Raw genomic sequence first — 12487 nt, forward strand, 5'->3', positions numbered from 1 at the left:
AGTGCAGTGTAAAATGTCGTATTTTACATGTGTCTATTTATTGGGGGCTTGACCACAGGCACCGAATTAAACCGCCTTCCTCTGAATATACATCAATCCACTCACAAAAAAGATGATGAAGCCAAACGTAATAGCGTAGATGATGGATTCGAATGAGACGAAAAAGCCTCCCCAGGAGCCTTCTTCTTTTGGGATCATTGTAAGGAATGGTTGGACCCATGGGTAGTAGGGTGCATATGTTTCTGAATTCGCAACAAGTATATTTGGCATTGTGAAGAAAACGTTAAACGCAAGTGGTGCTGCAAAACTTGACCAAGCCATTGAAACTAAAAGCATAATGGCAGCTAATGGTAGTGTTGAAATCCATCCCCCGAGAATACTTTTAACAATGATCTCCATAGGAAATGGATCTGTAAATCCTTTCGCAAGTCCAACTACTATCCAGCCTCCCATAAAAATAAGTTGATTAAGAGCAATTAACAGCATCACAAATAGAAACTTTGACATATACACATGTGTACGTTTTACAGGTAAGCTTAATAGCTGTTTCCACCCACCATTTTTATGTTCGTAACGACAGATAAAGCTTGTGAAAACGCCTATAATTAAAGGTAAAAATAAAATAGTGTGCATCGGTGTCATGATGAGTAACGTTAGTGACCATTCATTTGCTGCTTCCTCGATTGGTGGATTAGCGGCTAGAGCGGCGACTGTTGCAAGAAATGGACTAACAAACAATAAAAGCCACACATGAGTTTTTCGCATTTTCAGAATTTCTGATTGTAGTAGATGAATAAACATTATTTCACATCCCTTTTTTCAAAATCGATCATTCCTATTAAAAGGATGATGATTCCGAGCGTTGTTCCTGCTGTTACATACCAAATCGGCTCATGCTCACCAAATAATAAAGGCCATTTCCAGATCACCCAATCAGGAGCATAAAAAGCAAACATTGAAAAAACAGCTCCGAAAATGCCAACGCTCAATGATACTGCTTGATTTTCGATCGTAATAGACAACCATATTTGAAGAGCTAAAATCGGTAAACCAGCTAAAAGTGGATAAAAGCTATTTCTCAAAATATCTGTTAGGGGCATGCCTGAATCGAATCCAAGACCAAGTCCTAATAAAATGGTTCCAACAAACAATAAAATTGAAGAAATTAACAGCATCATAAATGTCACGAAAAATTTCGATGAAAACACAATTCGGCGTTTTATAGGTAAGCTGAGCAGTTGTTTCCATGAGCTTTGCTGGTGCTCAATGGTGGCAATTTGTGATGCTAAAATGGTTATCCCAAGAAGAAGGGCAGGGCAAACAAACATATTCACGTTTGCAATCAAATCCTGCCAGACGTTTTGGCTATTTTCTACTAAATAATCATAGCGAACACCGTAATTCACCATCTGCATGGCAATCACACCAAATGGTCCTAGAAAAACAAGGAACCAAAACCATTTTCGCTTAATTTTTAATAAATCAGCTTGAAAGACTGTTAGCATGTTTCAGACCTCCCGCACTTGTTAGGTCGAGGAAAATATCTTCTAATGATTTACGTTTTTCCTCTACACGATAAATCGAGTGACCACCTGTAACAAGTAGTTTTATCATTGCAGCAATTTTTTCATCAGACATATCGTGAGAAATTAATCGATCTTCTACAACCTCAGTTAAAATACCCTTTGATAAAAGAAGTGCTTTCGCTTTTTTCGTATCTTGAACTTTTACTGTAATTTCAGCTTTTGCCTTACTACGAAGGTTTTCAATTGAATCCTGAAAAATCATTTTTCCGTTTGAAATAATTCCAACTTGTGATGCCATTTGATCAATTTCACTAAGAAGATGACTGGAAATTAGTATCGTAATTCCAAATTTTGTAGGCATTTTTTTAATTAAATCGCGAATTTCATGAATGCCTGAAGGATCAAGTCCATTTGTTGGTTCATCTAATATAAGTAATTCTGGATTTCCTAATAAAGCAGACGCAATTCCAAGACGTTGCTTCATCCCAAGTGAATATCCCTTCACAGCTCGGTCGGCGTCCTTCGTTAAACGAACAATTGATAATACCTCGTCAATACGACTCTTCGGAACCTGAAGGATTCTGCGAAGTGCTTCTAAATTCTCTCGTGCTGTTAAATGTCCATAATAAGATGGAGATTCTACTAAAGAACCAATTTTCTTAAGTGCTTTGATTTTATTAGCTTTTGCATCTTCACCAAACAATTCAATACGGCCACTTGTTGGTTTCATTAACCCGAGCAACATACGAATCGTTGTTGTTTTTCCCGCACCATTTGGACCAAGAAATCCGTAAATTTCTCCTTTATTAATCGATAAATTGACTTTGTCTACAACTGATTTTCCTTTAAATTGCTTTGTTAAATTATTTGTTTTAATAATTTCATTCATGATTAATCACCTCAAGTTAAAGCTTAGACGGCTAGGGTTAAAATGAGGTATTTGTTTTGTTTAAATTTTGTTTAAAATTTCCTTTACATAAGAAAAAACACCCAATAAGCAGGTGTTTTACACTTTTTTATGATGTTTTATTGTAATCGTTGTTCCTTGATCACCAGTTTCAATCGACCAAGTTAACTTCATTTCCTTTACCATCACATCAACAATTGTTAAGCCGATTCGGGCACCTTGTTTTTCACTTTTTTCATTAAAACCTTTGCCTTTATCTATGATCACAAGTTTATCAGCATTTTCTTCACTAATAAGAGAAATTTCAATATATTTCCCCTCTGCTGCATGGCGAATCACGTTTTGAAGAAGATTATCTAAAATTCGCTCCATCCACTGTGGATCAATATCCCAGTATATCTGTTCAGGAATTGTGTTAAGCTGAATAGCAAAATTTTTCTCCTCAAAAACTGGATACCACTGGGCAATTATTTTTCTAATAAAACGATTTAGTTCTGTTTTTTCTGGATGAAATGGATATTTTTTTGAAGATAAAAGTGTGTACGATAATAAGTTATCAATAAGACTACCAAGATAATCAATTTTGTGATCGATAGAAGATAGTGCTTCAATTCCTTTAATTGTTTTGACTTCTTCCTTCACATGATCTAGCTGAGCTCGAATTGTTGTTAGTGGAGTTCGCAGATCATGTGATAAATTGGCGATAAGGTTTTTGCGCAATTCCTCTTGCTTTTGTTCACGCTGATTGCTTTGCTCTAATTCCTGAATCATTTTGTTAAAGCTATCCTCAAGCTGACCAATTTCATCTGTTTTTGAAACAATTACCGTTTGAGGAATACCATTATCACCTTTATTTTCCATAGCATGTGAAAGTCGAAGTAGTCTTTTATGAATGCTTTTGAAAAATAACCATGATAGAAAAATGAATAGAAGTAGTATAAGGATGTTTACAAAAATAAAGATATATGTGTAATGGTCGCCTAAACGTTGAATTGGTGGTTCAAGTAAAATTCGGTCAACTTTAATGACCATAAATCCATTGTTCGGGTTGTTTTCAAAAAAGGCAACAACTGTGAACGGATCTGCATCATAGGCGTCCTTCATAAACTGAATGGTGTAAGAAGAAGACCATTTTTCAGGAAGTTTATTCTCAACAGAATAAGTGTCACGAGTGACCCCATCTGAATCAACCCAAAATAGCTCTGCTTCAGGATGCTTTTTTTTGATGCTTTGTAACTTATCACGTATTTCATTTTCGTTTTCCTCTGATAAAGATTTTGCCTCTTTATGCCACATCTCCTCTAAATCTATAGAGCCTGAAAATGATGATTTCTTCGCAGGATCTTCTACAACTAGTGCTGGAATATAAACTAGTAACGAGATAAAAGGGACGGAGATCGGGAGGATTGCCATAGCTAAAAAAATGATCATCAAGTATTTAAATTGTAATGATTTTATCCATTTCCATTTCATGCTTTCACCCGGTAACCAATTCCACGAATGGTTTCGATAATTTCTGGCTTGGAAGGATTGAGCTCAATTTTTTCTCTAAGAAAGCGAATATGTACCATTAAGGTTTTGTCTCCTTCGATATAGGGCTCCTTCCATACACCCTCATAAAGTTGCTCCTTCGTTAAAATTTGGTTAAGGTGCTGTAAAAAGAAGGCGAATATATGGTGCTGCTTTCCTGTTAGAAGTATTTCTTCACCAGTCTTGGTATTCGTTATCACATGATTAGTGGTATCTATTTCTAGATGCTTAATTTGCTTTTTTGTTGTGGTTTCTTTATTAAATCTACGTAATAAAACTTCGATTCTTTTTGTGAGCTCCTGTGGATGAAAGGGCTTTGTCATATAATCATCTGCAAACTCTAAACCCTCAAGCTTATCTTCAAGAGTAGAACGTGCTGATAACATAATGATCGGAATATCACGGCCGTTTCTCTTTATCCTCTTCCCAATCGAGAAACCATCCAGCCCAGGTAGCATCACATCCAAAATCACAATAGAAAATTTGCTCAAATCACTAGGCAAATCAATACCTGACGTTAACCAACTCACATCATAACCTTCAGCAACTAACTCGCGCTCAACCCACTGACCAATCTCCTGATCATCTTCAATATATAATATCGAGTTCACTTTTACAGCACCGCCCTTATTTATTTCGGGCGGTGCCTGTCACCACCCGGAATTTGTCGAAGAAATTGACCGATTCGTATTCGTATCTATTTTGATAGTACTTGGAAATTTGGTGCCTGTCACTACCCGGTTTTTGTCGAATGGTAGTATCTTGACGAGAAGTCTGATTTCAAATATATTTAAAGCGAAAAACATATATTGGAAGGGAAAGGTGATTAAGATCAAGTTATCAGTAGTAGATTGTTGTTTGAGGATAAAGTCAATAAAGGGTCAGCTTTTTGCCCTGGAGAAAAGTAGTTTGAAAGTTTCAAGTTATAGCCCGCAAAATTCTTCCTGCATTTGCTGTTGTAATAGATAGGATGGGAAGAAAACCACGTAATTTATCACCTCTATATTTTTATCACATCGTTTGTCGTGGAAATCGCCGCGATCCGCTTTTTATGGATGAAAAAGATATTCAAGCCTTCATATTTATTCTCAGAAGAATTCATGAAAGATTCCCCTTTGAAATTGCTTCCTTTTGTTTGATGACAAATCATTATCATCTTCAATTAAAATCTCAGGAACACTCCATCTCGAAAATTATGGCACTTATTAATAAACAGTATGCGAATTACTATAACACACGATATAACCTTACTGGACATGTGTTTGAGAAAAGGTTTTATGATAGCGTTATTCTTGCTAAAAAAGGAATGCTGGAGGTTTCTCGGTATATACACCTGAATCCTGTTGAGGCAAATATTGTGATGAGACCAGAGGATTATCTTTGGAGTAGCTATCATTTGTTTTTTATAAACGATGAGGAATATGATTATTTGCCGTTTTTTAATCCGGGGATTTTATTAGACGAAATGGAAGGGGAGACGTTAGAAGAAAGGAGGGAGGAGTTTCGTATTTTTCATGGTCCAAGGGATATTGAGTTTGATATTTATAAAAATGATTTATGAAACCAATAGATAGTAGTAATGAATGTGGCGTGAAAAAGAGAATTTAATTAAAAGAATAAATAAGTAGTTTCTAGTCAAAAGTGTGGTTACACAAGAGCTAATTAAACTAATGTCTTCACATGTGAATGCCACATTTTCTCGGATACTTGATAGATAGTGTTCATAGGGACTACTGGTTTTTTATTCTCTAGGATAATTGCGGGGACATAATTAATGCTTAAGATAAATTAAATGAGATATACATAGGTAATTGAAATAGCTAAAAAGATGATCTAAACTATAGTGATTTAATTCTACTTCACTTCATGCTTTTTCACCCCCTCAATGAATAGCTTTTCCCAAGCTCCTTAATATAGCTGTTTTTTGAAGGGGGGTGATTTCTTCGCCAGTTTGAGTTTTCGTGGATGACATGAAATTTTTACATCTATTTCTAAGTGATTTAATTGTTCTAACCTGCTACCACACAGCGGTCAAACCTTCTAAAAGTAATTCATCTCGTTTTATTAACTCTTTTGGTAGAAAGGTCTTTGTAACATTTAATTATTTGCAATCTAAATTCCTTCAGGCTTGTCTTCAATTGATGATTCGGCTGATATTTTAATAATTGGAACAGTAGGATTCACTCTTTTGATTCTCTTCCCTTAGGAATATCTAATCTAGGAAGCGACGTCTAAGGTAACAAGATTATAAGCTTCAAAAGTTTTTGGTGAATTTGGGTTTTCTGTTAACCAAATAAACACTATAGCTTTTCTCTCTCTCAATTTCTTCTCACATCACTCGTCTTTTTCTTTATCGTTTCTATGAAGAGAATTTTTATTATTTTTTCATTATTATGTGGATATGCAAGATATCTTGTATTTTGTCGAATTAATATCGAAATCTTAAATTGCAATATTATATTGTGCGATAATTTGTGGGGGGTTTGGAGTTAAATTATTAGATACTGGTCAAAAAATTTTTCTCTTCATTTTTAATAATAAAAAGTAGATTTTATATGAATAAAATTACCATTATGATTATTTATAGATAATTAGAGATCATTTGTTTTAAGGATTATAGTCAAAAAGTTGCAAAGAGATCAACAATTAATGTTATCTAAATATATTATTAAGAGAATAGTTTTAGAATTTTTTTCTACATTATGTTAATAAAAGTGAAGTTAAGTTAATTTGGCGTTATTTGTCAAATGAACAACATTTCACAATATTTAAATATAAAATGGTGAATTTTAGTTCTATTTACACTTGTGTAAAAACTTGCTAATATAAGATAGATTTTACAATTAAGGGCTACTTTGTAACTATTTAGAAATGAGGTGATAGTCAATAAAAAGAATTATATTCACATTATTGTTTGTTGTTAGTTTTTGTGTTGCTGTTTATTCAGTTTATATTTTATTTGTGAATTATAATAAGTATCAGCAATCTGCAGGTAAATATGAAGATGTCAAGAAGTTATATGAGGAAGCCAATGTAAATGAAGTGAATACTAGTAAGCAAGAGAATTTGAAAGAGATTAATAGTGACTATGTAGGGTGGATTAGCATTGCTAATACAAATGTTAATTATCCTGTTGTACAAGGGATTGATAACTTTTTTTATCTATCACATAACTTCTATAAAGAAGAGGATTTTGTTGGGTCTATATTCTTAGATGAGAGAAATTCATTAAACCCAGTTGATCAACATCTGATTCTCTATGGACATAATATGAAAGATCGAAGTATGTTTGGGTCATTGAGGAATTATTTAGATGAGGAGTTTTATCGAAGTCATAAGTTTATAACTTTTGATCTCCTAGATACTACATACGAGTGGGAAGTATTTTCAATTTATAAAACGGAAGATGTAGATTGGATGAAAACATCTTTTGAAAAGGATTCAGACTTTGAAAAATTCGTCAATAACCTTAAGCAGCAATCGATTGTTCCTATTGAAGTAGAAGTGAAGAAGGAAGATCGAATTCTAACATTATCGACTTGTACAAATGCAACAGAAACTGAACGTGTGATTGTTCATGCGAAGTTAAAATAGTTGGGGGACAAATGAATACATGAAAAATAAGTGGACTTTATCTTTATTTATTGCTGTTATATTATGTTTATTTTTACCACAAAATCAGATCGTACAAGCTGAGGGAAACTTCTCAAATCTAGATGTTACAGTATCAACAGATAAAGAAAGCTATGATGTTGGGGATGAAATTGTCTACACACTCGATATAGCGAATTTAGTTGGCAGCAAAGGGAAAGATATTGTAGTAACGACTACTTTACCAGAAGGGCTTGTAGTTGAAAGTACAGATGCTGAATTAATTGATAACAAACTAGTTTGGGATATTAATAGTATTGAAGAGTTTGGGAGTGTGATAGTTAGCTTTACAGCAAAAGTGACAGAAGCAACTCCAACGGCTCCGCCTATTGACCCTGAAATTGAAGATCCTAAGGAAGATGAGAAAGAAGAAAAAAATGAAGATAAAAAGGAACAACAGAAAGATGACGCACAAGATGAGGCACCAATCGTTGTAGAAAAAGTTGGCAATGATAAGGATGGTGCATCAAAGGACAAGGATCCTTCACTTTCACCTCAAACAGGCGATAGTACAAATCTTATGATTTATATCGTTGCTCTTATTTTGTCCATCTTAGTAATGTTTATTGCGTATAGAGAACTCAAAAAGAAACGTTTGAAAAAGGAAGTAACGTTCTTAGTCGTATTAGCCATGCTTATTCCTTCTTTTTCTCTAGCAAATGCAGAGGAACAAAAAGAAATCATTGAAAAAACACATAAGATTGTTATCGATGGTGAGGAATATGAATTAACGACAACTGTTGAAGCGGTGTTAGATGTTGATACGACGTTAATGTTGAAAGCTAGTAGAAGTTTTGGTTTTTCTACGCTGAAATGGAATGCTGTTGAAGGTGCTGGTTATCAAGTTAAAAGAGGATTAACTCCTAGTAACTTAGATGTTATCGCAGAAAATGTGACTCAAAATTCTTATGTTGATGAGTCAAGTAAAGCAGATGAAACTTATTACTATTTAGTAACTGCCCAAAAAGATGGCAAGGAAATGTATCGTTCTACTTTAGTTATGGTGAAACCGTTTGTTGATCGTGATGAAGATGGGATTGCTGATGAAGAGGAAGCTGTTTATCAAACAGATGCAGATAATCCAGATACAGATGGAGATCTTTTGAAGGATGGAGAAGAGGTATACATTCATCAGACAAATCCAATTAAGAAAGATACGGATGAAGATGGCTTATCAGATGATTATGAGTTAAATGTTACAAAAACGGATCCTAATCTAGTTGATACTGATAATAATGGTACAAGCGATGCAAATGAAGATGTTGACCAAGATACGTTATCGAACCAAAAGGAACAAGAGCTTAATACTGATCCATATAAAGATGACACTGATCTTGATGATATAACAGATCAAGTTGAGATCAATAAAGGAACTGATCCTACAAAGTATGATACGGATGAAGATAATCTAAGTGATTCCCAAGAGGTTCCATTAGGATTTGATCCGACAAAACAGGATACTGATGGAAATGGAATAATTGATGGGAATGAAGTAATCCCGGTTCAAACAGAACCAAATAAATTTAATACAAATGAGTTTGTTGTTCCTTCCGTTACCATTCATTCAGCGGCTGAAGACGGTATGTCAACGACAATTACTAGCCTAGAGGGCGATGCAGTTTTAAATGACCAGATTCCAGGGTATATTGGACCTGCATATGAATTTAACTCAGATGTACAATTTTCTAATGCAGAAATGACGTTTACTTATGATGAATCTGTTGTTTCTGAAGACTTTAAACCGGAAATCTTCTATTATAATGAGGATTTAAAGCGTTTAGAAAGATTAGAAAATCAAGTTCATAATCCTGAAAATAATACAGTCACTACTACCGTTGAACATTTTAGTAAGTATATCTTGCTAAATGGACAAAAGTGGGATGAAGTGTGGGAAAAGGAAATAAGACCTCCAGATCTAGATGACAGTGGAAAGGTTAAAAATTTAGATGTTGTATTTTCAATTGACTCTTCAGGTAGTATGTCTTCCATGGATCCACAGGAACTAAGGAAATATGCTACGAAAAATTTTGTTGATGCATTAAGAGATACGGATCGCTCTGCTGTTGTTGATTTTGATGATGATGGCCGAATCACAATTGATCTTACAATCGAGAAGGAAAAAGTAAAAATGAAGATTGATGAGATTGATTCAAGTGGTGGAACTAATCTATACGATGGAATAAAAACGGCAGTTGATGCATTTGATGAACAATCCAAGGACCATACCAAGTATGTTATCTTTTTAACAGATGGTGATGGTTATTGGAATGAAGATGCTTTGGAATATGCTAAACAAGAAGGCGTTATTATCTATACAATCGGCTTAGGTAATGGAGTTAACAGAACCTTACTAGAGCGTATTGCAACTGAAACACAAGGTAAATATTATTTTGCAACGGATGCTAATCAATTAGACGAAGTATTAAAGGATACTGCTGGTGACACAGTAGACTATACGAAAGATGAAGATTTGGATGGTATACCTGATTATCTTGAAGAAGGTGGTTTATTAAGATCAGGTGAAGGAAAGACGTTTTTTGATAATACTAAAGATACTGATGGCGATGGATTAATGGACGGTGCTCAAGATATTGATTCTGATGGTGATGGATTAAATGACGGAGAGGAAATGACTACATTCTATGATGAAATAGATGATAAGATTTACTTCAAAATGTTTTCAGATCCATTACTAGTAGACTCAGATCGTGATGGACTAAATGATAAAGATGAAAAGCAAGACGAGAGAATGAAATATAATATTACTGCAAAACATTCACTCATGTTTAGTAAGCTTTCTTATGTTGACTTAGAAGGTAACATTGCTAGTGGTGTTTACTATGTGCCTGCAATGGCCTATCAACCAGATGATAAGGGTGCAGAAATTCGAAGTCACTTCCCTAGAAAATATGCGGATCCAGTTAGTGAGTTAACAGGTTGGAATTTAATAGCTGCAGACGATAATGACGCATTTACAGGTTTTAGTGCTATAGCATTACAACATACATCTAGTAACGAAATTGTGATTGCATATAGAGGGTCAGATTCTTTTGAAGATAAAACGGATCTAATTACAGATTGGTTATTTACAAATGTAGCGGGTAATTTATTTGGAGCATTTGACGATCAAGCAAATAAAGCGGTTGAATTTGCTGCGGAAGTAATACTAGATAATCCTGATTCTAAAATATATGTTACGGGACATTCTCTTGGAGGATGGCTTGCGCAGATAGCATCTTATCGATTACAAGAAAACACAGTTGATGAAATTTATTCTGATTTACCTTGGAACGAGAAGAAGAAAGAAAAAATTGAATCAGCACTTAACGATGGTAATTATGTTCTAACTAGAACATTTAACGCTGCACCTTTCTTTGGACCGAATGCTTTGCATGATCTAGGAAGTGATATTGCAACGTCAGTAACTCCAGTAGTCCCATGGGCTACAGTTAATGGTGATAATTATAATTCTAAAGTTTATAATCATCAAATGTCCTTTGATATTCTTCATGTAATAGATCACTATATGGACGCTGAAAAATTAGGAAAAGAGTTTGGAGCCTATGATTATGATGGAAAAGATTACAATGATTTTGATTATGAGTTTTTAACTAAAATTACTAAGTTATATGAAGACGAAAAATGGGATTATTCTGAAACGTATTGGGATTTACTGTTATACCAATATAAATTGACGTTCAAGGATTTCTTAGATGAACTAGCTGAAACTGATACACAAATAGCTAAAGAGAAGGAAGAATTCTTTGACGCTGCTGGTGAAGCGGCAGAAGCACATTCTTTAAATAATTTTTATGATTATCTTCATGATATAAGAGTGAATGAAGGTATTTAGATAATTGCTTTTTGAATGTGAAAGAATAAATTAATTCAAAAGTTAGGGCGAAGGAAACCCGCCCTAACTCTTTTTTATTAGGGGGAATACTTATTAAAGTTGTTTATATATACCTTATATGTAATATTACTTTCATCCCTTTTTACTTTTTTCTATCCTTAGTAGAGGGCTGGAGAAGTATATTGATTTATCCAAAAGAAAATTCATATAGTTATGTAATAGAAAGTTATTTCCAGGCATTAATACCTAATATAGTATTATTTTTAGTATTAATGATCTTTAGTCGAAAATGGAAACTAAATAAAAAAATTAATATTGCTTCATTTATAACTATATCGGGTATTCTCCTGTTGCTAACATTCTTAGATTTATTCTAGTTCTGAGTGGTGCCTGTCACCACCCGGAATTTGTCGAATGAAAGCATCTTGACTATTTACTCAAACTTACCATATTCTTGTAGCGAAAAAGATAGGCGGAGAATTGATGGTTCGTGTTAATTTTAGTTTTGTAAAGTATGTGTTTTTATCAAGTATATATCTTGAAATAAGTTTAGTAGACTTGATGCGGTTTATTTTATTAAGGGCAGCAAATGTAAGCTTTTATAAGAAATTAAGGAAAGTATTGTATGGGGAGAAAACCTAGAATCTAGGGGCCTCATTATTTTACCATCGTTTGTCGTGGGAACCGCCGCGATCCCTTTTTAATCGATAACAGAGATTTTCACACCTGCTTTTATATCCTCAAAAAACTCTATGAGAAATATCCTTACGAAATTGCATCCTATTGTTTAATGACAAATCATTATCATCTCCAGCTTCGATCACAACAACATTCCATTTCTAAAATCATGGCACTCACCAATAAAAAATGCGTGAATTATTATAATATTCGTTACAACCTTACTGGTCATGTATTCGAAAAGCGTTTTTTGATTCTGTTATTGTTTCAAATAAATCTAAGGTGGAAGTATGTGGATATATTCATTTATATCCAGTTGAAGCAAAAATGGTAGAATTCCCT

The 12487-nt window shown here is 34.1% G+C and carries 9 protein-coding genes; 4 read left to right on the top strand and 5 right to left on the bottom strand.

Annotated elements, in window-relative coordinates; translation table 11 throughout:
- Window positions 1-66: 66 nt before the first annotated feature.
- The 5 genes from FS935_RS08365 to FS935_RS08385 form a co-directional block, all read right to left on the bottom strand.
- On the bottom strand, window positions 67-801 hold the full coding sequence (locus tag FS935_RS08365) for an ABC transporter permease (protein WP_146947485.1): 735 nt from the start codon (window positions 799-801) through the stop codon (window positions 67-69).
- Window positions 801-1505 carry an ABC transporter permease gene (locus tag FS935_RS08370; RefSeq protein ID WP_146947486.1) on the bottom strand — a complete coding sequence of 235 codons (705 nt, stop codon included), beginning with the start codon at window positions 1503-1505 and terminating at the stop codon, window positions 801-803. The genes FS935_RS08365 and FS935_RS08370 overlap by 1 nt, the downstream gene beginning before the upstream one ends.
- Entirely contained in the window at window positions 1483-2415 is a 933-nt protein-coding gene (locus FS935_RS08375) for an ABC transporter ATP-binding protein (protein WP_146947487.1), read from the bottom strand. The genes FS935_RS08370 and FS935_RS08375 overlap by 23 nt, the downstream gene beginning before the upstream one ends.
- Window positions 2416-2532: 117 nt before the next feature.
- Entirely contained in the window at window positions 2533-3906 is a 1374-nt protein-coding gene (locus FS935_RS08380; RefSeq protein WP_146947490.1) for a sensor histidine kinase, read from the bottom strand.
- Window positions 3903-4574 (bottom strand): response regulator transcription factor, encoded by a 672-nt coding sequence (locus tag FS935_RS08385; protein ID WP_146947493.1) that lies wholly within the window; start codon window positions 4572-4574, stop codon window positions 3903-3905. Before FS935_RS08385 ends, FS935_RS08380 begins: the two co-directional genes overlap by 4 nt.
- Window positions 4575-4933: 359 nt before the next feature.
- Between FS935_RS08385 and FS935_RS08390 the strand changes: the two genes are divergently transcribed.
- The 4 genes from FS935_RS08390 to FS935_RS08405 all read left to right on the top strand — a co-directional run bounded on the left by FS935_RS08390 (window position 4934) and on the right by FS935_RS08405 (window position 12479).
- Window positions 4934-5524 (top strand): transposase, encoded by a 591-nt coding sequence (locus FS935_RS08390; RefSeq protein WP_240050860.1) that lies wholly within the window; start codon window positions 4934-4936, stop codon window positions 5522-5524.
- A 1349-nt stretch (window positions 5525-6873) separates the two neighbouring features.
- The gene (gene srtB / locus FS935_RS08395; RefSeq protein WP_158638567.1) at window positions 6874-7557 is read left to right on the top strand and encodes a class B sortase; all 684 of its coding nucleotides are present in this window, start codon (window positions 6874-6876) and stop codon (window positions 7555-7557) included.
- 19 nt (window positions 7558-7576) lie between these two features.
- Window positions 7577-11467: a VWA domain-containing protein gene (locus FS935_RS08400; RefSeq protein ID WP_146947497.1), complete on the top strand. Its 3891-nt coding sequence runs from the start codon at window positions 7577-7579 to the stop codon at window positions 11465-11467.
- A gap of 703 nt (window positions 11468-12170) precedes the next feature.
- On the top strand, window positions 12171-12479 hold the full coding sequence (locus FS935_RS08405; RefSeq protein WP_240050879.1) for a transposase: 309 nt from the start codon (window positions 12171-12173) through the stop codon (window positions 12477-12479).
- The last annotated feature ends 8 nt before the right edge of the window (window positions 12480-12487 follow it).

This window comes from Metabacillus litoralis, assembly GCF_007994985.1.
Classification (GTDB): Bacteria; Bacillota; Bacilli; order Bacillales; family Bacillaceae; genus Metabacillus; species Metabacillus litoralis.

Excerpts from the sequence above, each read along its gene's own strand:
- FS935_RS08365 (WP_146947485.1), bottom strand. The coding sequence starts at position 801 with ATGTTTATTCATCTACTACAATCAGAAATTCTGAAAATGCGAAAAACT.
- FS935_RS08370 (WP_146947486.1), bottom strand. The coding sequence starts at position 1,505 with ATGCTAACAGTCTTTCAAGCTGATTTATTAAAAATTAAGCGAAAATGG.
- FS935_RS08375 (WP_146947487.1), bottom strand. The coding sequence starts at position 2,415 with ATGAATGAAATTATTAAAACAAATAATTTAACAAAGCAATTTAAAGGA.
- FS935_RS08380 (WP_146947490.1), bottom strand. The coding sequence starts at position 3,906 with ATGAAATGGAAATGGATAAAATCATTACAATTTAAATACTTGATGATC.
- FS935_RS08390 (WP_240050860.1), top strand. The coding sequence starts at position 4,934 with ATGGGAAGAAAACCACGTAATTTATCACCTCTATATTTTTATCACATC.
- FS935_RS08400 (WP_146947497.1), top strand. The coding sequence starts at position 7,577 with ATGAAAAATAAGTGGACTTTATCTTTATTTATTGCTGTTATATTATGT.